The following is a 24,697-nucleotide window of genomic DNA, read 5'->3' on the forward strand; positions in this document are numbered from 1 at the left end:
CGGTACGGTCATGCGGCGTTTCGGGCAATTTTCTGATGTTTCGCCCCGGAAAGACAATCGAGGGCCAGCGAGACCCCGATGCCGATCCCGAGCGCGGCCAGGTGGCCGGCGTCGGTGAAGGTGCGCCCGCGCTTCACCACGGGCGCCGCGGCGAGCACGAGCAGGCCGGCCCGGGCGGCCGTACGGACCCTCCCGCGCGGCAGGGCCGAGGTCAGCGCGCCGAGCACGGCGTTGAAGCCGTAGCTCGTCCCCACGTCCAGGGAGCTCCGGGTCTGCGGATCGGCGTTCCCGCGCAGGGCGCCGTACACGAGGAGGGTCGCCGTGGCGTGCCCGAACAGGAACACCGCGGCCGTCCACCAGGCGCCGTACGCGTACTCGGCGTACCCGAGGACGGCGACGAGCAGCAGGGCGTAGGGCAGGGGCATGGGCTCCTCGACGACGACGGCGCTGCTCAGCAGCGTCTCCCAGCGCCCGGCGGCGAGGTTGTCGACATTCGTCGAGCAGGTGCGGAGCAGTCGCTCCCGTTCCGCCGGCCCGATCCGCTCCAGGGCGTACGCCCCGAGCTGGACTCCGCCGGCGTACACCGCTCCCAGGGGAATCGCGTTCACGCACCCATGATCGGATACCGCCCTCTGGCGGACACCGGCGGCCCCCGTGCGAACATGTTTCGGCCATGTCCCGGAAATCTGCGCCCCTGCGCGCCACGCGGGCCGCGATATTCGCGGCGATGTGTGTCGCTTTGGGTGCGGCGGGGCATTCGTACATGTCCGGCATGGATGTTCCCCTGGCCGGCCTTCTGGGTGCTTTCGCCGTGACCGGCGGGCTCGCCTGGCTTGCCGCCGGACGGCGGCGCGGCCCCGTGGGCATCACCGTGGCCGTGCTCTCCGTCCAGGGCGTACTGCACCTCCTCTTCTCCGGGAGCCAGACCGCGGGGCACGGCGCGATGGAGGGGCACCACCACGTGCCCGCCGGCGAGGCGGGCGGCGCGATGGCTGCCGGCGGCCCCGGCGCAGCGCACATGGCGAGCACGGCGGACATGCCGGACGCGGCGGGGATGGCGGACGTCCACGGGATGGCCGGCATGGCCGACATGGCGGGCACCGCAGACATGGCCGGGATGGCCGACATGGCCGCCCACGGCGGCTTCGGGATGATCGCCGCGCACCTGCTCGCCGGACTGCTCTGCGCCGCCTGGCTGGCGCGCGGCGAGGCCGCCGTCTTCCGGCTGGCCCGGGCCCTGGGAGCCGCCGCACTGCACGCGGCCCGGCCGCTCGCCCGCGCACTCGCCCTGGTGCGGGCGCGGGCGGCCGCCGTACCGGCCCCGCCCGTCTTCCCCGCCCCCTACGAGCGGCCGCGCGCCCTGCGCGGGGCCGTGCACGCCCATGCCGTGGTGCGCCGCGGGCCGCCCGGACCGGGTCCGCTCCCCCGCTTCACGGCCCCCGGCCGTCCTGCTCGCGCCTGACCCGGCGCTCCCTCGGCGAGAGGGATGGCGAGACCTGGGGCCGATGTCCCCATGTCTTCGCCCACACCGAGGAACCACCATGTCTCTTGACGAGGTTCAGGACGTCCGCACCCCGGACGCCGACCCGGCCGACACACCCAAGAGCCGCGGCGGCGGCTGGTCCGCCCTGCGGCCGCTGCTCCTGCGCATGCACTTCTACGCGGGCCTGCTGATCGCCCCGCTGCTCTTCCTCGCCGCCGCCACCGGCCTGCTCTACGCGGCCTCCTGGCAGGCCGAGAAGATCGTCTACGCCGACGAGCTGACCGTCGCCCGCGTCGGCGAGAGCGCCCTGCCGCTCAGCGCCCAGGTCGCGGCCGCCCAGGGCGCCGCCCCCGAGGGATCGGTCGTGTCCGTGTGGCCGGCCCCCGACGCCGAGGCCACCACCCGGGTGATCATGGAGAGCGAGGGGCTCGCCGAGGGCCAGACCCTCACCGTGTTCGTCGACCCGTATACGGCCGAGGTGCGCGGGCAGCTCGAAACCGCCGGTGACGCGCTGCCCCTGCGGGCCTGGCTGAGCGAGTTCCACTCCAGCCTCCAGCTCGGGGAGTTCGGCCGGAACTACAGCGAACTCGCCGCGAGCTGGATGTGGGTGGTCGCGCTCGGCGGTCTCGCCCTGTGGATCGGCCGCCGCCGCAAGCGCAAGGCGCTGCTCGTCCTCCCGGACCGCAAGGCCACCGGCCGCCGCCGCACCCTGTCCTGGCACGGGGCCGTCGGCCTGTGGGCCGTCGCCGGACTCGTCGTCCTCTCCGCCACCGGCCTGACCTGGTCCAAGTACGCCGGCGAGAACATCGGGCAGCTCCAGGACAGCCTGGGCGGGGCCACGCCCGCCGTCTCCGCGAAGCTGACCGCCGGCGCGGACTCCGGCTCCGACGAGCACGCCGGGCACACCATGCCCGACGGCACGCCGATGGCCCCGCCGCCCGCGCCCACCGCCGACGTCGGCCTCGACCAGGCCGTCGCCGCCGCCCGGGAGGCCGGAGTCACCGAGGCCATCCGGGTGACCCTGCCCGCCAAGGGCAAGGGGTACGTGGTCAAGGAGCAGGACAAGCAGGTGCCGGTGCACTTCGACGCGGTCGCGGTCGACCCCGCCGACGGCCGGGTCATGGACGAACTGCGCTTCGCCGACTACCCCCTGCTCGCCAAGATGACCCGCTTCGGCATCGACCTGCACATGGGCCAGACCTTCGGTCTCGCCAACCAGATCGCGCTGGCCGCGCTCGCCGTCGCCGTGATGTTCCTCGTCTTCTGGGGCTACCGGATGTGGTGGCTGCGCCGGCCGACGAAGGACCGCAAGCTGTCCGTGGGCCGGGCGCAGCCGCGCGGTGCCTGGCGGAAGCTGCCGGTGACCACGCTCCTGCCGCTGGTCGCGGTGACGGCCGTGGTCGGCTGGTTCATTCCGCTGCTCGGGATCAGCCTGGTCGTCTTCCTCGTGGTCGACGTCCTGCTGGGCTTCGTCGCGGGCCGCCGCCGGGCCGCGACCGCGTAGCCGCGCAGCCGCCGACAGCGCGGTGGGCCCGTACTCCCCCCGGGGAGTACGGGCCCACCGTCGTTCCGGATCGACCGGCCGCTCAGGGCGCGTACTTGTAGCCCACCCGGCGCACCGTCTGGATCGTGCCGCGGTGGGACGCGCCCAGCTTGCGGCGCAGGCGGGCGATGTGGACGTCCACGGTCCGGCCGTCGCCGACGTGGCCGTAGCCCCAGACCGTGGTGACCAGCTGGTCCCGGCTGTGCACCCGGTGCGGGTGCTGCACGAGGTGGGCCAGCAGCTCGAACTCCAGGTACGTCAGGTCGAGCACCCGGCCGTCGACCTCGGCGGTGCGCTGCGCCGAGTCGATGCGGACCAGGGCGTCACCGGCCGGCGCGGCCGCGGCCGGGGCCGGCACCGGGACGGGCGCGGCCGGGGCCGCCACGGTGTGCGGGGCGAAGCCGATGGGCGGCTGCTGGTCGGCCGGTACGAGCACCAGGTAGCCGATCATCGGCGGCTGGCCGGGCAGCGCCGGGAGGGTGTGCTGGGGCGCGGGCAGCCAGGTGGCCCCCGGCGGGAGCAGGTCCACGACCCGGGCCACCTCGTCCCGGTCCACGGAACGCAGCCGGTGGCGCGGAGGGGGCGGATAGGGGAGGGAAGCGGTCGCAGCGGAGGTGATGAGGGTGCGGGTGTTCGCCATGAGTGGTCAGCTCTTTCACGCGGAAGGGTCGGCAGGGAGACGTACGTACGTCATCGATGTCGCACCGCGCAGACCGAAGGCCTGAGGGAAGGTCAGAGGGGAGTTCCCGGAGGCTTTAGAGGGCCGGCGCGTTCTTCGCGCGGCAACACTCCCGGTCGAAATCGTGATCCTGACGGGAGGGCCAGAACGGCTCGAGGTCGCTGCGACCTGACGAGGTGTGCGGGTGGCTGGCCATGGCCCCATTCAAGCAGATGTCATGTCCCGCGGGCAGGCCACGTCTCATATCATGGATCGGAATCTCATATTCCGTCGCAAACGCACGCCAAATCGGGACAATCTCATCAAGCCCCCAGCCGCTTGCGTCAGTCCACCTCCACCACCCGTATCGCATCGTGGGCACCCCCACCCCGCTCCGACGTGAGCCCTCACCCTCCGACGCGGGAATCGCGCGCCGGTTCCTCATCCGCCGGAAGGTCCAGGCGCCGCCAGGTGGGGCCGAGGTCCCAGGCCTTCTCCTGGCGGGCCCAGCGGGCCATGACCTCGACGACCTCGGCCGCCGTGGGCAGGTACGCCTGGAAGTGGCGGTCGGCGGAACCGTCCCGGTGCTCCAGCTGGTAGTCGTCCCCCGCGTCGTGCCACACCTGTATGTAGACGTCCGGGTCGGCGGCGAGGCGCTCGACGATGACGAAGTGGTCGCCGTCCGCGCCGATGCGCTCCACCAGTTCGGACAAGGTGCCGCGCGAGGGGCGTTCGTAGGACTCGTCGCGTTCCGTCTGGATCCTGATCGGCATCATGTGTTCACCGTGGCACGGGGGACTGACAACGCCCGCCGGGCCTGTGGGGGCGCGGCGGGCGTCGGGGTGGTTCGGGGGAGCGGGGGTCAGACCAGGCCGTCCTTCTCCAGGCCGGTGCAGCAGGTGTCCGTGATGAGGCGGGTCACCACGTACGGGTCCACGTTCGCGTTCGGGCGGCGGTCCTCGATGTAGCCCTTGCCGTCCTTCTCCACCTGCCACGGGATGCGGACCGACGCGCCGCGGTCCGAGACGCCGTAGCTGAACTCGTTCCAGGGGGCGGTCTCGTGCAGGCCGGTCAGGCGCTCGTCGATGCCGGCGCCGTAGTTCTTCACGTGGTCGAGCGGCTTGCTGCCCTCGCCCAGGGCCTCGCACGCGGAGATGATCGCGGGGTACTGCTCGCGCATCGCCTTCGTGGAGAAGTTGGTGTGCGCGCCCGCGCCGTTCCAGTCGCCCTTGACCGGCTTCGGGTTCAGCGTCGCGGAGACGTTGAAGTCCTCGGCGGTGCGGTAGAGCAGCCAGCGCGCGATCCACAGCTGGTCGGAGACCTCCAGCGGGCCGACGGGGCCGACCTGGAACTCCCACTGGCCGGGCATGACCTCGGCGTTGATGCCGGAGATGCTCAGGCCCGCCGCGAGGCAGTGGTCCAGGTGCTTCTCGACGATGTCGCGGCCGAAGATCTCGTCCGAGCCGACGCCGCAGTAGTAGCCGCCCTGTGCCGCCGGGAAGCCGTTGACCGGGAAGCCGAGCGGGCGGGCGCCGTCGAAGAAGGTGTACTCCTGCTCGATGCCGAAGATCGGCTCCTGCGCGGCGAACTTCTCGGCGACCGGACGCAGCAGCGCGCGGGTGTTCGACTCGTGCGGGGTCATGTCGATGTTCAGGACCTCGCACAGCACGAGGACGTTGTCCCCGCCGCGGATCGGGTCCGGGCAGGAGAAGACCGGGTTGAGCACACGGTCGGAGGCGTGGCCCTCGGCCTGGTTGGTGCTCGATCCGTCGAAGCCCCAGATCGGCAGCGCGTCGCCGTCCGAGAGGATCCTCGTCTTGGAGCGAAGCTTCGCCGTCGGCTCGGTGCCGTCGATCCAGATGTACTCAGCCTTGTAGCTCACGGGCCCCATCCTCAGACTCTGCGGGTGCTGCTGGTCGCTGCTTCCTCGCTGCGGTGATGACCGCAGCGTGCCCGCCCGCGATTTCCCTTCCGTTGCCCATGTGTGAACCCCGTGTTACCGAGGTTTACGCCGCAGGTCGGGTGGGTTGTGCGGGCTGCGAGCGGGTTGGGGGTGGAACGCCCGTCCGGGTGGGGCAGACTGAGCGGGTGAGCATTTCGTCTGATTTGAACCCCATCGGAGAGCCCCGACCGCGGGTCGGACTGCTCGGCACCGGTCCCTGGGCGCACCGCACCCACGCGCCCGCCCTCGCCGCGCACCCCGGCTCCGACTTCGCCGGCGTATGGGGCCGCCGGCCCGAGGCCGCGGCCGAACTGGCGCGCGCGCACGACGTGAAGGTGTACGAAGACCCCGACCAGCTGTTCGCCGAGTGTGACGCCGTGGCCTTCGCCCTGCCCCCCGACGTCCAGGCCCCGCTCGCCGTGCGCGCGGCCGCCGCCGGCTGCCACCTGCTGCTCGACAAACCCGTCGCGACGACGGTCGAGGAGGCCAGGGCCGTCGCCGACGCGGCCGCCCGCCACGGCGTCGCCTCCGTCGTCTTCCTCACCCTGCGCTTCGCCGAGCCCACCGCCGGCTGGGTCGAGGAACAGGCCGGACGCTCCGGCTGGTTCACCGCGGCCGCGCACTGGCTCGGCGCCGTCTTCCCGCCCGACGGCACGCCCAGCGCGTACGCCGACTCACCCTGGCGCAAGGCCAAGGGCGGGCTGTGGGACGTCGGCCCGCACGCGCTCTCCGTACTCATCCCCGTCCTCGGCGAGGTCACCCGGATCAGCGCCACCCGGGGCCCCTCCGACGTGGTCCAGCTGGCGCTGCGGCACACCTCCGGCGCGGCCAGCACCGCCGTCCTCAGCCTGGGCGCGCCGCGCGCGGCCGCCGGCGTGGGCCTGCAACTGCGCGGCGCCGAGGGCGTGTACGAGCTGCCCGGCTGGAGCGACGTACCGGGGGCCTACGGCCGCGCCCTGGACGCGCTCCTCACCGCCGCCCGCACGGGCGTGCCGGATCCGCGCGGCGCGGAGTTCGGGGCCCGGCTGACGGAGATCCTCGCGGAGGCGGAGGTGCAGCTCCGGGAGTGACGCGGGGGCCGCGTGACGGGATGCCCCGCCCTACTTGATGACCGCGTTCGCCACGATGATGGCCAGGCCGATGGTGGCGTCGGCCAGGCCGATCAGCAGGGCCGAGGTCATCCGGTAGCCCACGCGGAGCGCCACGACCGAACCCCACGCGAACAGCAGCGCGGTGTTCAGGCCGAGCCCGACGGCGGTCACCCCGTACGAGTCCCAGTCGACGAGCCCGGACACGACCAGCAGCAGCACGGTGGGGAGGGTGGCCGCGATCATCGGCCACTCGTGCCACAGCGCCAGGACCAGCAGCCGCCACCGGTGTGAGGCGGAGTCCTTCCGGTGGGAGGCCATGTGGTGGGCGTAGCCGTGCGCGAGCGCGGCCGTGGCCGCCGTGACGAGCACCCAGCTGGCGTCGTAGTACGGGGTGAAGTCCCCGCCCTTCTGGTCCAGCGCGGCCAGCAGTCCGCTGGCCAGGACCGTCCCGTACACCCCGCCGAACATCCAGTCGGCGCCCCGCCGCGCCGGCGGCACCGAACGCGCGCCGGGGCTGGTCTGGGGCTGCTGCTGCTCGTTCACGACGGGTCCTTTGGTGTGCTTCGTCCAGCTTTGGTACGTAAGCCACCCTACGAGGTGCGAGGTGGGGGCGAGATGAAGGCCGCCGCGCCCGCCGCCGTGCCCGCCGCCGCGAACACGGCGTGGGTGGCCGTCAGGAAGCGGCGTACGGTGTCCCGTTCGGCGGGGTCGAAGCCGTCGAGCACCTGGAGCACCCCGTCGATCAGGGGGCCGAAGAACTCCCGGCCCAGACGGATCGCCGCCGGCTCCACGCGCAGCAGGATCCGCCGCCGGTCGCGCTCGTCGCGGACCCGCGCCACGTGGCCGAGCCGCTCCAGCCGGTCGATCACGGCGGTGGTGCCGGCCGAGTTGAGGCCGAGCCGGGCGCCCAGCAGGCCGGCCGTGGCCGGTTCGTCCGCGCGGGCCGCGTCGAGCAGGCAGATCAGGGCCCGTACGTCGGTGGCGTGCATGCCGTTGCGGGCGGCGAACTCCGCCTGGCGCAGGCCGAACTCGACGGTCACCGCCCGCAGGAGGTGCACCAGCCGAAGGTTGTCGGGTTCCTGGTTGTCGGTCACATCGCCTCCGTCTAGGATCTCTCGCTGAGCGAGATTATCGCCCAGCGAGAGACTGGAGCGCGCCATGTCCTCCTTCCGCGCCGCCTACGACGAGGCGCTCGGCCAGTGGCCCGGGCCCGTCGAGGCCGTCGACCTGCCCACCCCGTACGGGACCACCCGCGTCAACAGCTGCGGCCCGGCCGGAGCCCCGCCGCTGGTGCTGCTGCCGGGCGGCGGGGCCACCTCCGCCGTGTGGGGCGCCGTCGCCGCCGCCGGGGTCGCCCGTACGTACCGGATGCACGCCGTGGACCTCGTGGGCGACCCCGGGCTCAGCGTCCCGGAGCCCGGGCGGGCGATCCGGTCCGTCCCGGACCTGGTCGGCTGGCTCGACGCGGTCCTCGACGGGCTCGGCGGGCTCGGCGCGCGCGGGCCGGTGACGCTCGGCGGCCACTCGTACGGGGCGTGGATCGCCGCCCACTACGCCGCCGGGCGCGCGGCGAGGCTCGGCCGCCTCGTGCTGATCGACCCCACCCAGGTCTTCGCCGGGCTCCGCCCCGGGTACGTGCTGCGCGCACTGCCCGTGCTGGTGCGGCCCACCCCGGAGCGGATGCGCGCCTTCCTCGGCTGGGAGACCCGCGGGGCCGCCCTCGCCCCGGCCTGGCTGCGGCTGCAGGACGCGAGCGCCCGCTTCCCCGCCGTCCGCCCGGTCACCGGGCCGCGCCCGGACCTGACCGCGCTCGCGGCGGCGCCGGGCATGCGGGTCGACGTCCTGATGGCGGAGCGCGCCCGCTGCCATGACGCTGGCCGCGTGGGCCGGGCCGCCGGTGCGGCGCTGCCGGGGGCGCGGGTCGAGGTCCTGCCCGGGGTCGCGCACCACGCCCTGCCCCTGACGGCGGCGGGACCGATCGCCCACCGGCTGTGACGGGTCTCCGCCCCACACGGCGAGGCTGAAACACCGGGGCTCCGCCCCGCACCCCGCTCCTCAAACGCCGGAGGGGCTGGATTGTGCGGGCGGGCTGGATGGTGAGCGGGTGGGAGTGGTGCGGCCGGGTTGAATAGCGCGGCGCAAAGCTCGGGGCTCCGCCCCGGACCCCGCGCCTCAAACGCCGGCGAGGCTGGATGGTGCGGCGAGGCTGGATGATGCGGCTCAAAGATCGGGGCTCCGCCCCGGACCCCGCGCCTCAAACGCCGGCGAGGCTGAATTGGGTGCGGCGCAGCCGAAGGGTTGCCGGGGTGGGGATCGAACCGGGCCGGTTGGGCCGGGGTCGGGTGTGTGTCGGGGTGATCCCCGCAGGGCGCCGAACGCCTCGGGGCCGATCTCTCCGACCCCTCGCCACGTTCGGCGTCCGAGGAGACACCCCGGCGCGCGCCCGGCCCCGGCACAACCGGCCCCCACCCCGACCCCGCCCAAGCGGCGCAGCCGACCGGCGGCGCAGCCGACCCGTGGTGCAGCCGAGCCTCCCGTGCCGAGCGACCCCGCAGGGGTTACGCCCCGCGGGAGAGGGCCTCGCGGACCGCCTCCTCGGAGCGGGCCACCACCGCCGAGCCGTCCTCCGCGGTGATGATCGGGCGCTGGATCAGCTTCGGGTGCGCGGCCAGGTGGGCGATCCACCGCCCGCGCGCCGCGTCGGTCGCCTCGCGCGGCAGGTCCCGTACGCCCGTCTCCTCGGCCAGCGGGTCCGAGGTGCGCGTGATGTCCCACGGCTCCAGCCCGAGCCGGCCGAGCACCTCGCGGATCTCGTCCTCGGAGGGCACGTCCTCCAGGTACCGCCGCACGGTGTACTCGGCGCCCTCGGCGTCCAGCAGGGTCAGTGCGCTGCGGCACTTGGAACACGCGGGATTGATCCAGATCTCCATGCCGCCAACCCTATCCAGGGCCGGTCTGGCCAGGGGCTTTTGTCAGTGGTCCCCGGTAAAATCGAGGGAGAACGACAGGAAGCCAACTACCGTTTGGGAGGCTGTAGATGGCCACTGCCACCACCGTCCAGCCCGTCAAGAAGAAGCCGCTGCCGGCGGGCCTGCCCCGCGAGTGGTACGAGAGCCACAACCGCCGCCTGAAGGCGATGCGGCTGGCGATATCCCTGCTCGACTCGGGGACGTACGACCCCCGGCGCGCCACCAACCGGAAGATCCGGACGATGGCCGTCCGGACGGGGATCCACCGGCCGTCGAACGTCACCTGCAAGATGGTGCGCGCGTTCATCAAGGAGTCGTAGAGGAACGGTGTCGCCCCGCCGGGTCATCCCGGTCCGTCCAGGGAGAGCAGCAGCAGGGCCACGTCGTCGCGCGGACCGCCGTCCGTGAAGGCCGCGAGGTCCCGCCACACCGCCCGGACCAGGCCCCCCGGGTCCCGTGCCAGCACGGGCACCCGGGCGGCCAGGGGGTAGAAGTGCCCCGCCGCGTCCCGGGCCTCGGTCACGCCGTCGGTGTGCAGCAGCAGCTGGTCCCCGGGCCGCAGCGACAGCTCCGCCACCACCGGCGGCGGCCCCGTGAACCCCAGGCCCAGCGGCGGCCCCGGCTCCACCACCAGTTCCTCCACCACCGCCCCGCGCAGCAGCAGGGCCGGCGGATGCCCGCACGACACGATCCGTACGAGGTCCAGCCCGGGCGGGAACTCCAGCAGCACCGCCGTCGCGAACAGCTCCGGGTGCTCGACGGAAGCCGCCTTCGCGTCCGCCACCAGCCGCCGGTCCAGCCGGACCGCCACCGCCGCCAGTCCGCCGTCGTCGATCACGCCCTCGCGGAAGGCCCCGAGCAGCGCCGCCACCGTGCCCACCGCCGCCAGGCCGTGCCCCTGCACGTCCCCGACCAGCGCCCGCACGCCGTGCGGGCCGGCCCGTACGTCGTACAGGTCGCCGCCGACCAGGGTGCCGCGCTGCGCCGCCCGGTAGAGCCCCGAGCAGCGCACCGCGCCCACCCGCTCCGGCACCGGCGGGAGCACCGCCAGCTGGGCCGCCTCGGCCACCGTCCGCACGCTGACCAGCTGGGCGTCCCGGCGCTGCCGGACCCAGGCGATCACCACGCTCAGCACCCCGACGGCGGCCACCGTGGCCAGGTCCGTGCCGCGGGCATGGCCGACGCCGAGGGCCGGCAGCCCCAGCAGCAGGAGGACGACGGCGGCGAAGACCGCGGTCCCGCCCGCCCCGTACGCGAAGGCCGCCACCGGAGGCAGGCCCGCCAGGAAGAAGCCCAGCTCCGCGCCCGGGGTGAGCGCCTGCGCGAGCACAAGCCCCACCAGGGCCGCCGCGGGCGCGATCCGGGCCCAGCGCGGCGGCGGCTCCCCGCGCAGCCTGCCAGGCTCCTCGCGTCCGCGTCTCACCCTTCCACCCTGGTACGCGGGCCCGGCCCGCGCACCCCGGACCGGCCCGCCGGGTGGCCTCGTACGGTCCGGGCCGGGAAAGTGGTGGCGTGACGGGAAACGAGGGCTCGGGGAAGGCACCCGGCCAGGCGCACATCGAGGCGCACGGAACGGGCGGCGGTGCGCAGAGCGCCGAGATCAGCACCCGGCTCAACTGGCTGCGCGCGGGGGTGCTCGGAGCCAACGACGGGATCATCTCCACCGCCGGCCTGGTGGTCGGCGTGGCCGGGGCCACCACCTCCCGCTCCGCGATCCTCGCGGCGGGGGTCGCCGGGCTGCTCGCGGGCTCCCTGTCGATGGCGGCGGGGGAGTACGTCTCCGTCAGCTCGCAGCGGGACTCCGAACGGGCCGCGCTGGACATGGAGCGGCGGGAGCTGGCCGAGGAGCCGGAGGCGGAGCTCGACGAACTCACCGACCTGCTCGCCGAGCGGGGGCTGAGCCGGGGGGTGGCCCGGGAGGCGGCCGAGCAGCTGACGCGGCGGGACGCGCTGCGGGCGCACGCCCGGGTGGAACTCGGGATCAACCCCGACGAACTGGCCAACCCGTGGCACGCGGCCTTCGCCAGTCTCATCGCCTTCACGGTGGGGGCGGTGCTGCCGCTGCTGGCGATCCTCCTGCCGGGGCCGTCCGCGCGGGTGCCGGTGACGGTGGTGGCCGTTCTCGCGGCGCTCACCCTGTGCGGGGTGCTCAGCGCACGGCTCGGCGGGGCGCCGACGCTCCGCGCGGTGGTGCGGAATGTGGGCGGGGGCGCGCTGGCCATGGCCGTGACCTACGCGGTCGGCACCTGGCTCGGCACGACCTGAGCGGGCGCGGAGCGCCGTGTGGTGACGGGCGCGAGAGAGAATGACCGCATGCGTATCGCAGTCACCGGGGCGACCGGGCTCATCGGAAGTGCACTCGTGCGGTCCCTCCGGGCAGACGGGCACGAGGTGGTGCGGTTCGTGCGGCGGGAGCCGGCGGCCGGGGACGAGGCGCGGTGGGACCCCGCGCGCGGGTACGTCGACCCCGCGGGGCTGGCCGGCTGCGGGGCCGTCGTGCACCTGGCCGGAGCCGGCGTCGGGGACCACCGGTGGACGGCCGCGTACAAGAAGGAGATCCGGGACAGCCGGGTGCTCGGAACCGCCGCGATCGCCCGGGCCGTGGCCGCGCTCGACGCGCCGCCGGCCGTGCTCGTCAGCGGTTCCGCCGTCGGCTACTACGGGGACACCGGCGACCGGGCCGTGGACGAGGACGCCCCCGCCGGGCAGGGCTTCCTGCCCTCGGTCTGTGTGGAGTGGGAGGCGGCCGCCGCTCCCGCCCGGGACGCCGGGATCCGGACCGCCTACGCCCGTACCGGACTGGTCGTGGCCCGCGAGGGCGGGGCCTGGGGCCGGATGTTCCCCCTCTTCCGTGCCGGTCTCGGCGGCCGGCTCGGCAACGGCCGCCAGTACTGGCCGTTCATCTCCCTACGGGACGAGGTCGCGGCCCTGCGCCACATCATCGACACCCCCGGCATCGAAGGCCCCGTCAACCTCACCGCCCCCGAGCCGCTGACCAACCGCCAGGTCACCGCGGCCATGGGCCGGGTGCTGCACCGGCCCGCGCTGCTGCCCGTACCGGCGCCGGCCCTGCGCATCGTGCTCGGCGAGTTCTCCGCGGACGTGCTGGGCAGTCAGCGCGCCCGCCCCGCCCGGCTGCTGGAGTCCGGCTTCGTCTTCCGCGACCCCGGCATCGAGCAGGCGATCCGCGCCGCCCTCTGAACGGCCGACGGCGTACCCGAGTGCCGCGAGTGCCACCCGGGGGAGCGGCCCCGGGAGAGCAGCCCCGGCAGAGCCGCGCCGCGTGCGACCGCCGTGCGACCGTTCGTGACCCTTATGCGACCGCCGTGCGACCGGAGTTGACCGTAATACCCAGCCGAACTCGGGTTCCCGTGGAGCCGGTTGGGGGAAGGAGGATCCCCACACAGCCGCGCCGACCTCGGGGAGGGGCACGTGCTCAGCAGCGCACACCATGCCGCGCACCATGCGGACGTCGTCATCGTAGGAGCCGGAGTCTCAGGACTCGCGGCCGCGCAGCACCTGATCGCAGCGGGGGTCACGGTCACCGTCCTGGAGGCCGCGGACGACCCCGGCGGCCGGATGGCCACGGAGTCGGCCGACGGGTTCCGGCTGGACCGGATCGGCCAGCTGCTCAACACCTCGTACACGGAGCTCGAACGCACCCCGGGCCTGCGGGCCCTGACCCTGCGCCCGTTCGTGCCCGGGGTCCTGGTCCACACCGACGGCAAACAGCTGCGGGCCGGGGCCCTCACCCCGGCCCGGGCCCTGGCCAGCGGCTCCCTCGACCAGGCCCGGCTCAGCGCCGCCCTCGGCCGGCTCGCCGCCCTGCCCGAGGACAAACTGCTCGCCCGTCCCGAACGCACCGCGCACGCCGCCCTGCGCTCCCGCGGGCTGCCGCCGCGCACCCTCAACGGGGTGCTCCGGCCCCTGCTCGCCGCCCTGCTCCGAGATCCGGAGCTCACCACCTCCAGCCGGGTCGCGGACCTCGCCCTGCGGACCTTCGCCCGCGGCCGGCTCGCCGTGCCCGAGGGCGGCGCGGCGGCCCTGCCCGACCTGCTCGCCGCCGCCCTGCCGCCCGGCACCGTCCGGACCGGCGTCCGGGTCCGCTCGGTGGCGACGAACCTGGTCACCACCGAGGAGCACGGCGACTTCAGCTGCCGCTCCGTCCTCCTCGCCACCGGCGCGCGCGCCGCCGCCGAGCTGCTGCCCGGCCTGCGCGTGCCCGCCTTCCACGAGGTCACAGTCCTGCACCACGCCACCGCCACGCCCCTGTCCCGGGACGGCTCGCTGCTCCTGGACGCGGACCCCAAGTGGCCCGTCTCGCACACCGCCGTGATGAGCGCGGTCGACCCGACGCGGGCTCCGGCCGGCCGGAGCCTGGTCACCACGACCGTGCTCGGACCGCCACCGCCCGTACGGACGGTCGCCTCGCGCCTCGCCCGGCTCTACGACACCGCCACCCGGGAGTGGGAGCTGCTGGCCGTCCACCACACGCCCGAGGCGGTCCCCGCCATGCCCCCGCCGTACGACCTGCGGCGCCCGGTACGGGTGCTGGCCGGGCTGTACGTGTGCGGCGACCACCGCGACACCAACACCGTCCAGGGCGCCCTGCGCTCGGCCCGCCGGGCCACCGGCGCCCTCCTTCGCGACTTCGGCATCCCTCTCCCGGCCACCCCGGAGCCCGCACTTCCGGTGGCGGCCTGAGAACCACTCGGCCCGGGCCCGGTCCCCCTCGGGGGCCGGGCCCGCACTGCGTCACGACAACGCCGCCACCCGGTCCCGGTAGGTCCGCACCGCCGACGCGTCCCGGTACGGCTCCAGCCGCCGCTCGAAGTCCCGTACGTACTCCACCGCCCGCACCGACCGCATCTCCGACGCCTGCTGCGCCGCCTCCGCGCCCAGCGCGCAGGCCTGGTCCAGCTCGCCCAGCCCCAGCCGGGCCGTGGCCAGCACCACCCGGCAGAACAGCCGGGACCGCGCGTACCCCGGCGCCCTCAGCTGAAGGGACCGCTCCGCGTGCTGGGCCGAGGCCCGGTACTGCTGGAGGTCCCGGTGGCAGTGCCCGAACTCGTCCGCGAGCTGCGCCTCGTCGTAGAACCGCGCCCAGTGCGGTACGTCGTCCCCCGGCCGGGCCGCGCCCAGCGCCCGCTCGGCCCGCACCAGTGAGGCCGTCGACGCCCGGACCTCGCCGAGCACCGCGTGCCCCCGCGCCTCCGCCGAGTGCAGCAGCGCCTGCACCACCGGCGGCGGGCCGGAGCCCACGCCCTGCTGGGCCACCCGGGCCAGCTGCACCGCCTCCCGGCCGTGGCCGAGGTAGACCGCCTGCCGGCTCATGGTGACCAGCACGTACGAGCCGTAGGGGCGGTCGGCGGCGGCCTGCGCGAGCCGCAGGGCCTGCACGAAGTACCGCTGGGCGAGCCCGTGCGCGGCGATGTCGTACGAGGTCCAGCCCGCGAGCCGGGTCAGATCGGCGGCGGCCGAGAACAGCCGGCGCCCGGTGGTCTCCCCGTAGGTGCCGCGGAGCATCGGCTCCGCCTCGTGTTCCAGGTACCGCACCAGGGCCTGCCGGGCGTGGCCGCCGCCGTAGGCGTGGTCGAGGGTGCGGAACAGCTCGCTCACCGATCTCAGCGCGGCGATGTCCCCGCCGGTCACCCGCTGCCCGGGCCCCCGGTCGATCTGCCGCTGCCGGGGCACCGTGGCCCGGCCCTGCAGCGGGACGCGGGCCGCCGCCGGATCCGCGCCCCGGCCCACCCGCTCGTCGGGCCGCCCGATCAGCCAGTCCCGGCTCGGCACGACCAGCCCGGCCGGGGTGAAGGCGATCTTCCGGAGCTCGGCGTGCGAGCCGGAGTCCTTGCGCCACAGCCCGCTCGCGATGTCCACGGCCTCCTCCGGCGTGGCCGCGAACTCCAGCCCCGCGTACACGGGTGCGCAGGCGTCCAGCCCCAGGTCCTGCGCGGAGAGCCGCCGCCCCAGGCGCCGGGTGAACACCTCGGCGATCAGCGCGGGGGTGGTCCCGCGCGGCTGCTGCCCGCGCAGCCAGCGGGTCACGGAGGTCTTGTCGTACCGCAGATCGAGACCGTGTTCCAGGCCGAGCTGATCGACGCGGCGGGCGAGCCCGGCGTTGGAGAACCCGGCTTCCGCGATCAGCGCCGCGAGCTGCCGGTTGGGGACGCGCTGGGCAGGTCGTTCCGTCATCGGCTCCACGGTCTCCTGACGTGACGGACCGGAGTCCCGGCCCTGTGAACGGCGTGAATGTAGCGGCGAACTTCCCTCATGCCGCCCTCTCTGCCCCACATTCATCCGATCGTGTGCAGAATGAGTAGGGCCCTTTACGGACCGACCCCCTCCGCCCGCATAGGCTGCGGACCATGACCCCTCGGCCCCACGGGGCGCACCTCCCCGAGGAGCGAACCGAATCCACCGCCCCGCTGCCCCCGCCCGAACTGACCGAGGCGGAGTGCCGGCGCTGCGGCACCTACATCGCGGGGCTCGACGGGCGGTACGCGTGCGGGGTGTGCGGCTGGGTCAACGACCACTCGGAGGGCCACCGGCGGCTGCCGCGCGCGGACGAGGACCCGGACCGGCCGACGAAGGGCCGGCGCCGTCCGAAGCAGCTGCCGTGGCCCCCGCCGCCGCCCGCCCAGGAGCTCGCGCCGGGGCCCGCCGCAGGACCCGCCGCGGAGCCCGACCCGGGGCCCTGAAGGGGCCCGAACGGGTCGCCGTACCCTTGCTCAGTGAAGTACGTGCACACAGCAGGTTCAATGAGGAGGCGCTGCGGTGGCTGAGCTTGGGTTTGTCCATCTGGGCTTCGGACCGGAATCCGTCGAGTACACCCGGGCCTGGGAAGAGCAGCGCAGGGTGCACGCGGCCCGCTTCGCGGACGAGGTCGAGGACACCTGCCTGCTGCTGGAGCACCTGCCGGTCTACACGGCGGGCCGGCGCACCGACCCCAGCGAGCGTCCGCTCGACGGCACGCCCGTGGTCGACGTGGACCGCGGCGGCAAGATCACCTGGCACGGCCCGGGCCAGCTGGTCGGCTACCCGATCATGAAGCTGCCCCGCCCGGTGGACGTGGTCGCGCACGTCCGCCGCCTGGAGGAGGCGCTGATCCGCACCGCTGCCGAGTTCGGCCTGGAGACCACCCGGGTCGAGGGCCGCAGCGGAGTCTGGGTGCTCGGCGACCCCGTCGAGGACCGCCCCATGATCGGCGGGCTCTCGCTGGACCTCGACCCGCGGCTGAACGACGAGGAGTTCGACGCCCGGCTCAACGGACCCGAGTACGCGCCGTCCAACGCCGGCCAGCGCCGCGAGGACCGCAAGCTCGCCGCCATCGGCATCCGGGTCGCCAAGGGCGTCACGATGCACGGCTTCGCGATCAACGTGAACCCGGACAACACCTGGTTCGACAGGATCGTGCCGTGTGGCATCCGGGACGCCGGTGTGACCTCGCTCTCCTACGAACTGGGCCGCGAGATCACCATCGCCGAGGTGCTGCCGGTCGTCGAACGGCACCTGAAGGACGTACTGGAGCACGCGGAGCTGCGGCCCCGTGACGTAGAGCCGGTGGCGGGCGCCTGACACCCCGGGAATGCGGCCGCCCCCTCGCAGGTTGGCCGACGTAAGAGCGTACGAAATTACGGGCGTACCCTGGTGGGCGCCCGAACAATCGAAGTCACAGGGAGCCGGTCGTGTCCGCAGTCGCACCCGACGGACGCAAGATGCTGCGCCTGGAGGTCCGTAACGCCCAGACGCCCATCGAGCGCAAGCCCGAGTGGATCAAGACCCGGGCGAAGATGGGTCCCGAGTACACCAAGATGCAGGCCCTGGTGAAGGGCGAAGGACTGCACACGGTGTGCCAGGAAGCCGGCTGTCCCAACATCTACGAATGCTGGGAGGACCGCGAGGCCACCTTCCTCATCGGTGGCGACCAGTGCACCCGGCGCTGTGACTTCTGCCAGATCGACACGGGCAAGCCCGAGGCCCTGGACCGGGACGAGCCGCGCCGTGTCGGCGAGTCCGTGGTCACCATGGACCTGAACTACGCCACCATCACCGGCGTCGCGCGCGACGACCTGGCCGACGGCGGTGCCTGGCTGTACGCGGAGACCGTGCGCCAGATCCACCAGCAGACGGCGGGCCGCGAGAGCGGGCACACCAAGGTCGAGCTGCTGGCCCCCGACTTCAACGCGGTCCCGGAGCTGCTGGAGGAGGTCTTCGCCTCCCGCCCCGAGGTCTTCGCGCACAACGTCGAGACCGTGCCCCGCATCTTCAAGCGGATCCGCCCCGGCTTCCGCTACGAGCGCTCGCTCGACGTGATCCGGCAGGCCCGCGCCTACGGCCTGATCACCAAGTCGAACCTGATCCTGGGCATGGGCGAGGAGCGCGAGGAGGTCTCGCAGGCCCTCAAGGAGCTGCACGAGGCCGGCTGCGAGCTCATCACCATCACCCAGTACCTGCGTCCCTCGCCGCGGCACCACCCCGTCGAGCGCTGGGTGAAGCCGGCCGAGTTCGTGGAGCTGGCGAAGGAGGCCGAGGAGATCGGCTTCTCCGGTGTGATGTCGGGCCCGCTGGTCCGCTCCTCGTACCGGGCGGGTCGTCTCTACAACCAGGCGATGGAGAAGCGCGCCGCGAGCGTGTGAACTCGCGCACAAAAGCTTACTAGTCGGTAACACCGCAGCGACGCGGCCCCTAGGCTCTTTCAAGGAAGAGCCCGGCGGGCCGCGTCAATGTTTCGTCACGTTTGACCGCCAGGTCATGCGCTGGTAACACCAATCAGTGACGCTTGGTCCACGCACCGCACACGCCGCGGTACGCACCCACCGCAGCGCCCACGCTCGCTACACGCACTGCCGACGTGAGTTCCGTGAAAGGGATCGACATCATGCAGGCCGCGCCCGTACGCGCCATCGCCATCCCGTCCCTCTCCGACGCCTTCCGGGGCATCGAGTCGCTGCTGATGAGCGGCGCCCGCCGGAACGCCTGGACGGCGGTGCTCGAAGACCGCCGCAGGGCCAAGGATCGGGTCGAAACCGAACACGTACTTGAGGCCGCGGCTACCCGAACCCCGCAGGCCACGTAAACTCGCTGTATGGCGAGGAAGTCAAACGCAGAGACTGCTGCGAACACTGGGCGACTGAAGCAGATCGCCCTCACGTACAAGATGACGCGCAAGGCCGACCCGAAGGTCGGTCTGATCGTCGCGGGCGTGGGAATTGTCACCTTCGGTGTCCTTCTTGCGATCGGCTTCCTGATCGGGCACGAGCTTTACCTGGGCATCCTGGGCTTCCTCGTGGCGTTCCTCGCGATGGCGATCGTCTTCGGACGACGTGCCGAGCGGGCTGCCTTCGGGCAGATGGAGGGACAGCCGGGCGCGGCCGCGGCCGTACTGGACAACGTGGGCCGGGGCTGGACGACCACTCCGGCCGTCGCGATGACCCGGCAGCAGGACATCGTCCACCGGGCCGTCGGCAAGGCCGGCGTCGTGCTGATCGCGGAGGGCAACCCCAACCGGGTGAAGCCGCTGCTCGCGAACGAGAAGAAGAAGCTGGCCCGGATCATGCCGGACGTGCCGGTGCACGACTTCATCGTGGGCACGGGCGAGGGCGAGGTGCCGCTCAAGAAGGTGCGCACCACGCTGCTCAAGCTGCCGCGCGTGCTGACCGGGCCGCAGATCACCGCGGTCAACGACAAGCTGCGTGCCATGGGTGACCTCATGAGCAACATGCCGCTGCCGAAGGGCCCCATGCCCAAGGGCATGAAGATGCCGCGCGGCGGGAAGATGCGCTGACCCGCTGACCTGATTTTCGTATACGACACAGGGGCGCCCCCCGGGCCGGCGGGGGGGGGGGGGGCCGGGGGGGGGGGGGGGGGGGGGCCCCCATTCGGCCGCGGCCCCCCGGCCGCCCCCCGCCCCCCCCCCCCCCCCCGGCGCTGTCTTTGGCCGCGGGGCTCCCCTTGCCCCCGCCCCGCGCGCTTTATAAGGGGGGCGCGCCGGGGGGCCCCCCCCCCCCCCCCGCCCGGGGGCCGCCCCTGTGTCGTCTTGTGCTCCGGGTCCTAGATGCGGACCTGGACGGCGCGCGCCAGCCGGTCGTGCAGGCCGCGGCCGTCCCGGTCCCAGATCAGCGCCGGGATGACCAGGGCCAGCAGCAGCGTGCGCAGGAGCACCCGGCCGACGCCGAGGCGGCCGCCGTTCTCCGAGACCACCCGGAGGCCGAGGAGCCGCTTGCCGGGGGTGAAGCCCACGGTGCCGATCGTCAGGACGCTCAGGGCCAGGAAGAGCCAGAGGGTCCAGTTGCCCGCCGCGGCCACGTTGCCGCCCGTGATCAGCCCGTACGCAATGAGCTGGCAGCCGATCCAGTCGATGGCGACGGCGCCGAGCCGGCGCCCGAAACGTGCCACCGAGCCGGGTCCCTGCTGCGGCAGGCCGAGCCGCTGACCCGGATAGCCGAAGTCGACGCCCATCTCCTCGGCGGCCGCGCGGGGGCCGGAGAGCCAGGATCCGATTGCCTGTCTGTTGTCCACCCGACCACGGTACCGGTGGCGCCTCACGGCACTCCGACGGGACCCTGGTTAACTTGTGCGAAACAAATGGGTCATGCTTGAGAAATCCCTTGTGCTTATGGTCGGGTCAGCGTGCGGCACCGCACTGACGCACCACGAGCTATAAAGCCCGCCCTGCCCCGGGGCCGGGAGTAGGAGGAGTTGGATGTTCCAGAACGCCGACGAAGTGAAGCAGTACATCGAGGAGAACGACGTCAAGTTCGTCGACGTCCGCTTCTGCGACCTGCCTGGTGTGATGCAGCACTTCACCATCCCGGCGCGGGCGTTCGACCCGGCCGAGGAGCTCGCCTTCGACGGCTCCTCGATCCGCGGCTTCCAGGCGATCCACGAGTCCGACATGGCGCTGCGCGCCGACATCACCACCGCGCGGCTGGACCCGTTCCGCAAGGACAAGACGCTCAACATCAACTTCTTCATCCACGACCCGATCACGGGTGAGGCCTACAGCCGCGACCCGCGCAACATCGCGAAGAAGGCCGAGGCGTACCTCGCCTCCACCGGCATCGCCGACACCGCGTTCTTCGGCCCCGAGGCCGAGTTCTACGTGTTCGACAGCGTGCGCTTCGCGACCTCCGCGAACGAGGGCTTCTACCACATCGACTCCGAGGCCGGCGCCTGGAACACGGGCTCCGAGGAGAACAACCGTGGTTACAAGGTCCGCTACAAGGGTGGTTACTTCCCCGTAGCCCCGGTCGACCACTTCGCCGACCTGCGCGCCGAGATCTCCCTCGAGCTGGACGCCCAGGGCCTCCAGGTCGAGCGTCAGCACCACGAGGTCGGCACCGGTGGCCAGGCCGAGATCAACTACAAGTTCAACACGCTGCTGGCCGCGGCCGACGACCTGATGCTCTTCAAGTACGTCGTGAAGAACGTCGCCTGGCGCAACGGCAAGACCGCGACCTTCATGCCGAAGCCGATCTTCGGTGACAACGGCTCGGGCATGCACGTGCACCAGTCGCTGTGGGCGAACGGCGACCCGCTGTTCTACGACGAGGCCGGCTACGCGGGCCTGTCGGACACCGCGCGCTACTACATCGGCGGCATCCTCAAGCACGCCCCGTCGCTGCTGGCGTTCACCAACCCGACGGTGAACTCCTACCACCGCCTGGTGCCGGGCTTCGAGGCGCCGGTCAACATGGTGTACTCGCAGCGCAACCGCTCCGCCGCCATGCGCATCCCGATCACGGGCTCGAACCCGAAGGCCAAGCGCGTCGAGTTCCGCGCGCCGGACCCGTCCTCGAACCCGTACCTCGCCTTCTCGGCGCTGCTCCTCGCGGGCCTCGACGGCATCAAGAACAAGATCGAGCCGATGGAGCCGATCGACAAGGACCTCTACGAGCTCTCGCCCGACGAGCACGCGAGCGTCCCGCAGGTCCCGACCAGCCTCGAGGACGTCCTCAAGGCCCTGGAGGCGGACCACGAGTACCTCCTGGCCGGCGGTGTCTTCACCCCCGACCTGATCGAGACCTGGATCGACTACAAGCGCACGCACGAGATCGCCCCGATCGCGCTGCGTCCGCACCCGCACGAGTTCGAGCTGTACTTCGACCTCTAGGTCGCGACCGCTCGCAAACGAGCGTCATGCCTGATGGGAGGCCCCCCGCCACTCTCCACGGAGAGCGGCGGGGGGCCTTTCGCTTTGACAGGGCAGCGGGGGAGGGCGAGGGTGGAATGACCTAAATGCCGTATAAGCGAGACACGTACGGAGGTGCATGAAGATGCGCCGAAGGATCGTTGCAGCATGCCTGGCGGGGGCGGCCGGACTCACGATCGGCCTGATGCCGGTCGCCAGTGCGTCGGCGAGCACCCCCACGGGGGGTGGCGGCTGGAGGTGCTCCGACAACAACTGGCGCGACGGGCGCTGGGACGAATGCTGCAACCGGGACTGGCGTGACCGTCCGAGCTGGTGCTGGGACGACGGCGGAGTCGGCGGTTACAGCGGACGTCACCACTGGAACAACTGGAACGACTCGAACTGGCGTGACTCGAACTGGAACGACTCCGGCCGCGGCGGCAACGGCGACTGGGGCAACTGGGGTGGCGGTCGCGGCGGTGACGGCGGCAACGGCGGCGACGGCGGGTGGGGCGGCGTCCGCGGTGGCGACGGCGGCAACGGCGGCGACGGTGGGGGCGGCGGCTGGAGCGGCGGTCGTGGTGGCGACGGTGGCAACGGCGGCGGCAGCGGCTGGGGCGGCGGCCACTGAGACGGACCGGGACGCCTACGACACGCACGACACGCACGACACGTACGAGGCACACGCCACGTACGACGCGCACGACACATTGGGCCGCGGGCCCGGGCCGGTGCCCCTGTCGCGCTGAACTCAGCGCAGCAGGGGCATCGCGCCTGTGAGGTCCCGCAGGCAGCGGACCGCGAGTTCGGCGGGGGAGCCGGCGCCCGAGACGGGTGCGTCCGTGGTCGACCACAGCTCCAGCGCGACGCGGATCGCGTCCGTGGCCGCCGCGGCGAGCAGCCGGACCTCCAGCGGATCGGCCTCCGGCCCGGCCAGCCGGGCGATCACCGGGACCAGGTGCTCCTCGGAGTCCTGGTTCACGCAGTACCAGACCGCCCGCAGGGCCTGGTCCCCCGCCGCCGCGCGCAGCAGGCCGCGGGTCACCTCCAGGCCCTCCTCGACCGCCTGCGGGCCGCTCAGCGACCGGGTCACGGCGCGTTCCAGTGCCTCGGTGAGGGGCGTACCCGGGTTCTCCTCGGCCAGCAGCGCGCGCCAGGCGTCACCGCCGCCCGCGAGCAGCGGCGCCACCGCCTCCTGCTTGTTGCGGAAGTAGCGGTAGAAGGTGCGCAGTGCCACCCCCGCCCGGTGGGCGATGTCCTCGGCGGTGGTGCCGTCGGGGCCGTGTTCGGCGAACAGTTCGCAGGCGGCGCGGGCGATGTCGAGCTGGGTGGCGGCCTTGCGGCGCTCGGTCAGCGACTGGGCTCCGGGGCCGGCCTGGGGAGAGTACGGACGAGGGGATCTCACGGGGTGAAGCGTAACCTCCCGCAGTACAAGGTAGTGACATTTACTGACAGCATGGCAAAACGTGCCATGTCTTCGGTACGCTCGCGCCATGAACCGTTACGAAGGACGTCGTGTCCTCATCACCGGCGGTGGCTCCGGCATCGGCCGCGCCACCGCCCACCGCATCCTCGCCGAGGGTGGCCTGGTCCACGCCGTGGACGTCAGCGAGGCCGGACTCAAGGTCACCGCCGACCACGCGGCCGCCGAGGGCCACCAGGACCGGCTCACCACCGCCGTCCTCGACATATCCGACGAGAACGCGGTCAAGGAGGGCGTGGCCGCCGCGGTCCACGCCCTCGGCGGGATCGACGTGCTCGTCAACGCCGCGGGCATCCTGCGCTCCGCGCACACCCACCAGACGACGCTCGACCTGTGGAACCAGGTCATCGGGGTCAACCTGACCGGCACCTTCCTGATGATCCGCGAGGCGCTCCCGGCCCTGCTGGCGGGCGACCGGCCGGCCGTCGTGAACTTCAGCTCCACCTCGGCGTCCTTCGCGCACCCCTACATGTCCGCCTACGCGGCCAGCAAGGGCGGCATCCAGTCCATGACCCACGCGCTGGCCGCCGAGTACAGCAAGCAGGGTCTGCGCTTCACCTGCGTCGCGCCCGGCTCCATCGAGTCCGGCATGACCACCGGCAACGGCCCCGGCCTGCCCGAGGACACCGACTGGAGCCTGTTCGCCAAGCTCGCCCCGGCCCTCGGCCAGGGCTTCGCCGGCCCCGAGACCGTGGCCGGCGTCGTCGCGATGCTGGGCTCCGAGGACGGCGCCTTCATCACCGGTACGGAGATCCGCATCGACGGCGGCACCCACTACTGATCAGGCGCGGAACCGGTCCCACAGCCGGGGGAAGCGCTCCGCGAGCACGGCTTCGTTCTCGAAGTCCAGCGGGGCGCCCTCCGGCTCCGCCGCCTGCAGCGGGACGCCCAGGTCCGGTGCCACCGCCCCGGTCAGCTGCTCGTACGCCTCGTCGGCCGCGTACCCCAGCTCCTCGCCGTCCCCGTCGATCTCCTCGTCGAACTCGCCGAGCAGTTCCGCGAGATGGTCCGGATCGTGCACCCCGCCCTCGAAGACCTCCCGCCCCTGCCCGATCAGCCAGCAGCGGAAGTAGTCGAAGGCGTCGTCGCTCGCCCCGTCGAGCAGCACCCAGGCCGCGCCCCACAGGTCCCACGTGTACGCCCGGTTGTAGCGCGACTCGAAGTGCCGCGCGAAGTCGAGGACGGAGTCCGGGTCGAGCTGGGCCAGCCGCTCCACGAGCAGCTCGGCGTGTTCCTCGGGGTCGCCGTCGGCGGCCTCGCGGGTACGGTCCACGATCTCCCAGAACTCCGTCTCGTCCATCACCGCTCCAGCATCACGGGTGCGCCCCCGCGCCGCCACCGCTCATACGGCGAAAGGCCGGTGTCCGACCCCCGCGGGGGTGGACACCGGCCTTC

At 73.1% G+C, this 24,697-nt stretch carries 28 protein-coding genes; 16 read left to right on the forward strand and 12 right to left on the reverse strand.

Annotation, left to right across the window (positions count from 1 at the left end):
• Positions 1-8: 8 nt before the first annotated feature.
• Positions 9-608, reverse strand: coding sequence for a rhomboid-like protein (locus ACFYZ4_RS06940; protein WP_351291569.1), 600 nt, complete (start codon positions 606-608; stop codon positions 9-11).
• A 164-nt stretch (positions 609-772) separates the two neighbouring features.
• Between ACFYZ4_RS06940 and ACFYZ4_RS06945 the strand changes: the two genes are divergently transcribed.
• Positions 773-1,462: a hypothetical protein gene (locus tag ACFYZ4_RS06945; protein WP_390783289.1), complete on the forward strand. Its 690-nt coding sequence runs from the start codon at positions 773-775 to the stop codon at positions 1,460-1,462.
• A gap of 79 nt (positions 1,463-1,541) precedes the next feature.
• Positions 1,542-2,987, forward strand: coding sequence for a PepSY-associated TM helix domain-containing protein (locus tag ACFYZ4_RS06950; protein ID WP_390783290.1), 1,446 nt, complete (start codon positions 1,542-1,544; stop codon positions 2,985-2,987).
• A gap of 82 nt (positions 2,988-3,069) precedes the next feature.
• Here the strand turns inward: ACFYZ4_RS06950 and ACFYZ4_RS06955 are convergent, their stop codons facing one another.
• The 3 genes from ACFYZ4_RS06955 to glnII form a co-directional block, all read right to left on the reverse strand.
• The gene (locus tag ACFYZ4_RS06955; protein WP_390783291.1) at positions 3,070-3,666 is read right to left on the reverse strand and encodes a winged helix-turn-helix domain-containing protein; all 597 of its coding nucleotides are present in this window, start codon (positions 3,664-3,666) and stop codon (positions 3,070-3,072) included.
• A gap of 425 nt (positions 3,667-4,091) precedes the next feature.
• Complete coding sequence (locus tag ACFYZ4_RS06960; protein WP_390783292.1) at positions 4,092-4,460, reverse strand: hypothetical protein; 369 nt, start codon at positions 4,458-4,460, stop codon at positions 4,092-4,094.
• 86 nt (positions 4,461-4,546) lie between these two features.
• Positions 4,547-5,566 carry a glutamine synthetase gene (glnII, locus tag ACFYZ4_RS06965; protein WP_351291578.1) on the reverse strand — a complete coding sequence of 340 codons (1,020 nt, stop codon included), beginning with the start codon at positions 5,564-5,566 and terminating at the stop codon, positions 4,547-4,549.
• 212 nt (positions 5,567-5,778) lie between these two features.
• On the opposite strand from glnII, the gene ACFYZ4_RS06970 reads away from it, so the two are divergent.
• The gene (locus ACFYZ4_RS06970; protein ID WP_351291588.1) at positions 5,779-6,696 is read left to right on the forward strand and encodes a Gfo/Idh/MocA family oxidoreductase; all 918 of its coding nucleotides are present in this window, start codon (positions 5,779-5,781) and stop codon (positions 6,694-6,696) included.
• 30 nt (positions 6,697-6,726) lie between these two features.
• Here ACFYZ4_RS06970 and ACFYZ4_RS06975 read toward each other — a convergent pair whose 3' ends face one another.
• Both ACFYZ4_RS06975 and ACFYZ4_RS06980 read right to left on the reverse strand, forming a co-directional pair.
• Positions 6,727-7,260, reverse strand: a complete 534-nt coding sequence (locus tag ACFYZ4_RS06975) for a hypothetical protein (RefSeq protein ID WP_390783293.1) — start codon at positions 7,258-7,260, stop codon at positions 6,727-6,729.
• A gap of 47 nt (positions 7,261-7,307) precedes the next feature.
• On the reverse strand, positions 7,308-7,877 hold the full coding sequence (locus ACFYZ4_RS06980; RefSeq protein WP_390783294.1) for a MarR family winged helix-turn-helix transcriptional regulator: 570 nt from the start codon (positions 7,875-7,877) through the stop codon (positions 7,308-7,310).
• Between ACFYZ4_RS06980 and ACFYZ4_RS06985 the strand changes: the two genes are divergently transcribed.
• Positions 7,876-8,712, forward strand: coding sequence for an alpha/beta fold hydrolase (locus tag ACFYZ4_RS06985; protein ID WP_390783295.1), 837 nt, complete (start codon positions 7,876-7,878; stop codon positions 8,710-8,712). The genes ACFYZ4_RS06980 and ACFYZ4_RS06985 overlap by 2 nt on opposite strands.
• 563 nt (positions 8,713-9,275) lie before the next feature.
• Here the strand turns inward: ACFYZ4_RS06985 and ACFYZ4_RS06990 are convergent.
• Entirely contained in the window at positions 9,276-9,647 is a 372-nt protein-coding gene (locus tag ACFYZ4_RS06990) for an ArsC/Spx/MgsR family protein (RefSeq protein WP_351303358.1), read from the reverse strand.
• A 107-nt stretch (positions 9,648-9,754) separates the two neighbouring features.
• On the opposite strand from ACFYZ4_RS06990, the gene ACFYZ4_RS06995 reads away from it, so the two are divergent.
• Positions 9,755-10,006, forward strand: a complete 252-nt coding sequence (locus tag ACFYZ4_RS06995; RefSeq protein WP_030707561.1) for a hypothetical protein — start codon at positions 9,755-9,757, stop codon at positions 10,004-10,006.
• Between the two features lie 23 nt (positions 10,007-10,029).
• On the opposite strand, the gene ACFYZ4_RS07000 is transcribed toward ACFYZ4_RS06995, so the two are convergent.
• Complete coding sequence (locus ACFYZ4_RS07000) at positions 10,030-11,109, reverse strand: PP2C family protein-serine/threonine phosphatase (RefSeq protein WP_390783296.1); 1,080 nt, start codon at positions 11,107-11,109, stop codon at positions 10,030-10,032.
• An 89-nt stretch (positions 11,110-11,198) separates the two neighbouring features.
• Between ACFYZ4_RS07000 and ACFYZ4_RS07005 the strand changes: the two genes are divergently transcribed.
• The 3 genes from ACFYZ4_RS07005 to ACFYZ4_RS07015 all read left to right on the forward strand — a co-directional run bounded on the left by ACFYZ4_RS07005 (position 11,199) and on the right by ACFYZ4_RS07015 (position 14,390).
• Complete coding sequence (locus tag ACFYZ4_RS07005) at positions 11,199-11,951, forward strand: VIT family protein (protein ID WP_390783297.1); 753 nt, start codon at positions 11,199-11,201, stop codon at positions 11,949-11,951.
• Positions 11,952-11,999: 48 nt separating this feature from the next.
• The gene (locus ACFYZ4_RS07010) at positions 12,000-12,887 is read left to right on the forward strand and encodes a TIGR01777 family oxidoreductase (RefSeq protein ID WP_351303351.1); all 888 of its coding nucleotides are present in this window, start codon (positions 12,000-12,002) and stop codon (positions 12,885-12,887) included.
• Positions 12,888-13,118: 231 nt separating this feature from the next.
• Positions 13,119-14,390, forward strand: coding sequence for an NAD(P)/FAD-dependent oxidoreductase (locus tag ACFYZ4_RS07015; protein ID WP_390783298.1), 1,272 nt, complete (start codon positions 13,119-13,121; stop codon positions 14,388-14,390).
• A gap of 51 nt (positions 14,391-14,441) precedes the next feature.
• Here the strand turns inward: ACFYZ4_RS07015 and ACFYZ4_RS07020 are convergent, their stop codons facing one another.
• Positions 14,442-15,881 (reverse strand): regulator, encoded by a 1,440-nt coding sequence (locus tag ACFYZ4_RS07020; RefSeq protein ID WP_351303345.1) that lies wholly within the window; start codon positions 15,879-15,881, stop codon positions 14,442-14,444.
• A 173-nt stretch (positions 15,882-16,054) separates the two neighbouring features.
• Here ACFYZ4_RS07020 and ACFYZ4_RS07025 point away from each other — a divergent pair, with 173 nt between their 5' ends.
• The 5 genes from ACFYZ4_RS07025 (at position 16,055) to ACFYZ4_RS07045 (ending at position 19,473) form a co-directional block, all read left to right on the forward strand.
• Positions 16,055-16,387 (forward strand): hypothetical protein, encoded by a 333-nt coding sequence (locus ACFYZ4_RS07025; protein ID WP_351303342.1) that lies wholly within the window; start codon positions 16,055-16,057, stop codon positions 16,385-16,387.
• A gap of 76 nt (positions 16,388-16,463) precedes the next feature.
• A complete protein-coding gene (lipB, locus tag ACFYZ4_RS07030) occupies positions 16,464-17,264 on the forward strand; it encodes a lipoyl(octanoyl) transferase LipB (RefSeq protein WP_351303339.1) in 801 nt (266 codons plus the stop codon).
• Between the two features lie 110 nt (positions 17,265-17,374).
• Entirely contained in the window at positions 17,375-18,325 is a 951-nt protein-coding gene (gene lipA, locus ACFYZ4_RS07035; protein WP_351303336.1) for a lipoyl synthase, read from the forward strand.
• Between the two features lie 242 nt (positions 18,326-18,567).
• Positions 18,568-18,765: a hypothetical protein gene (locus ACFYZ4_RS07040; protein WP_215013833.1), complete on the forward strand. Its 198-nt coding sequence runs from the start codon at positions 18,568-18,570 to the stop codon at positions 18,763-18,765.
• 9 nt (positions 18,766-18,774) lie between these two features.
• Positions 18,775-19,473, forward strand: coding sequence for a DUF4191 domain-containing protein (locus tag ACFYZ4_RS07045; RefSeq protein ID WP_351303333.1), 699 nt, complete (start codon positions 18,775-18,777; stop codon positions 19,471-19,473).
• A gap of 266 nt (positions 19,474-19,739) precedes the next feature.
• Here the strand turns inward: ACFYZ4_RS07045 and ACFYZ4_RS07050 are convergent, their stop codons facing one another.
• A complete protein-coding gene (locus tag ACFYZ4_RS07050; protein ID WP_351295823.1) occupies positions 19,740-20,207 on the reverse strand; it encodes an RDD family protein in 468 nt (155 codons plus the stop codon).
• Between the two features lie 184 nt (positions 20,208-20,391).
• Between ACFYZ4_RS07050 and glnA the strand changes: the two genes are divergently transcribed.
• Both glnA and ACFYZ4_RS07060 read left to right on the forward strand, forming a co-directional pair.
• A complete protein-coding gene (gene glnA, locus ACFYZ4_RS07055) occupies positions 20,392-21,801 on the forward strand; it encodes a type I glutamate--ammonia ligase (RefSeq protein ID WP_030707538.1) in 1,410 nt (469 codons plus the stop codon).
• A 223-nt stretch (positions 21,802-22,024) separates the two neighbouring features.
• Positions 22,025-22,450, forward strand: a complete 426-nt coding sequence (locus tag ACFYZ4_RS07060) for a hypothetical protein (RefSeq protein WP_351295820.1) — start codon at positions 22,025-22,027, stop codon at positions 22,448-22,450.
• 120 nt (positions 22,451-22,570) lie between these two features.
• Here the strand turns inward: ACFYZ4_RS07060 and ACFYZ4_RS07065 are convergent, their stop codons facing one another.
• Entirely contained in the window at positions 22,571-23,224 is a 654-nt protein-coding gene (locus ACFYZ4_RS07065; protein WP_351295817.1) for a TetR family transcriptional regulator, read from the reverse strand.
• 88 nt (positions 23,225-23,312) lie between these two features.
• On the opposite strand from ACFYZ4_RS07065, the gene ACFYZ4_RS07070 reads away from it, so the two are divergent.
• Entirely contained in the window at positions 23,313-24,083 is a 771-nt protein-coding gene (locus tag ACFYZ4_RS07070; protein WP_390783299.1) for an SDR family NAD(P)-dependent oxidoreductase, read from the forward strand.
• On the opposite strand, the gene ACFYZ4_RS07075 is transcribed toward ACFYZ4_RS07070, so the two are convergent.
• A complete protein-coding gene (locus ACFYZ4_RS07075) occupies positions 24,084-24,602 on the reverse strand; it encodes a DUF4240 domain-containing protein (protein WP_351295812.1) in 519 nt (172 codons plus the stop codon).
• Positions 24,603-24,697: the final 95 nt, after the last annotated feature.

This window comes from Streptomyces sp. NPDC001513, from assembly GCF_042894695.1.
In the GTDB taxonomy this organism is placed as follows: domain Bacteria; phylum Actinomycetota; class Actinomycetes; order Streptomycetales; family Streptomycetaceae; genus Streptomyces.

Coding starts and splice junctions, on each gene's coding strand:
- ACFYZ4_RS06945 (WP_390783289.1), top strand. CDS start 773: ATGGATGTTCCCCTGGCCGGCCTTCTGGGTGCTTTCGCCGTGACCGGC.
- ACFYZ4_RS06950 (WP_390783290.1), top strand. CDS start 1,542: ATGTCTCTTGACGAGGTTCAGGACGTCCGCACCCCGGACGCCGACCCG.
- ACFYZ4_RS06955 (WP_390783291.1), bottom strand. CDS start 3,666: ATGGCGAACACCCGCACCCTCATCACCTCCGCTGCGACCGCTTCCCTC.
- ACFYZ4_RS06960 (WP_390783292.1), bottom strand. CDS start 4,460: ATGATGCCGATCAGGATCCAGACGGAACGCGACGAGTCCTACGAACGC.
- ACFYZ4_RS06985 (WP_390783295.1), top strand. CDS start 7,876: ATGTCCTCCTTCCGCGCCGCCTACGACGAGGCGCTCGGCCAGTGGCCC.
- ACFYZ4_RS06980 (WP_390783294.1), bottom strand. CDS start 7,877: ATGGCGCGCTCCAGTCTCTCGCTGGGCGATAATCTCGCTCAGCGAGAG.
- ACFYZ4_RS06990 (WP_351303358.1), bottom strand. CDS start 9,647: ATGGAGATCTGGATCAATCCCGCGTGTTCCAAGTGCCGCAGCGCACTG.
- ACFYZ4_RS06995 (WP_030707561.1), top strand. CDS start 9,755: ATGGCCACTGCCACCACCGTCCAGCCCGTCAAGAAGAAGCCGCTGCCG.
- ACFYZ4_RS07010 (WP_351303351.1), top strand. CDS start 12,000: ATGCGTATCGCAGTCACCGGGGCGACCGGGCTCATCGGAAGTGCACTC.
- ACFYZ4_RS07020 (WP_351303345.1), bottom strand. CDS start 15,881: ATGACGGAACGACCTGCCCAGCGCGTCCCCAACCGGCAGCTCGCGGCG.
- ACFYZ4_RS07025 (WP_351303342.1), top strand. CDS start 16,055: ATGACCCCTCGGCCCCACGGGGCGCACCTCCCCGAGGAGCGAACCGAA.
- ACFYZ4_RS07040 (WP_215013833.1), top strand. CDS start 18,568: ATGCAGGCCGCGCCCGTACGCGCCATCGCCATCCCGTCCCTCTCCGAC.
- ACFYZ4_RS07045 (WP_351303333.1), top strand. CDS start 18,775: ATGGCGAGGAAGTCAAACGCAGAGACTGCTGCGAACACTGGGCGACTG.
- glnA (WP_030707538.1), top strand. CDS start 20,392: ATGTTCCAGAACGCCGACGAAGTGAAGCAGTACATCGAGGAGAACGAC.
- ACFYZ4_RS07060 (WP_351295820.1), top strand. CDS start 22,025: ATGCCGGTCGCCAGTGCGTCGGCGAGCACCCCCACGGGGGGTGGCGGC.
- ACFYZ4_RS07070 (WP_390783299.1), top strand. CDS start 23,313: ATGAACCGTTACGAAGGACGTCGTGTCCTCATCACCGGCGGTGGCTCC.
- ACFYZ4_RS07075 (WP_351295812.1), bottom strand. CDS start 24,602: ATGGACGAGACGGAGTTCTGGGAGATCGTGGACCGTACCCGCGAGGCC.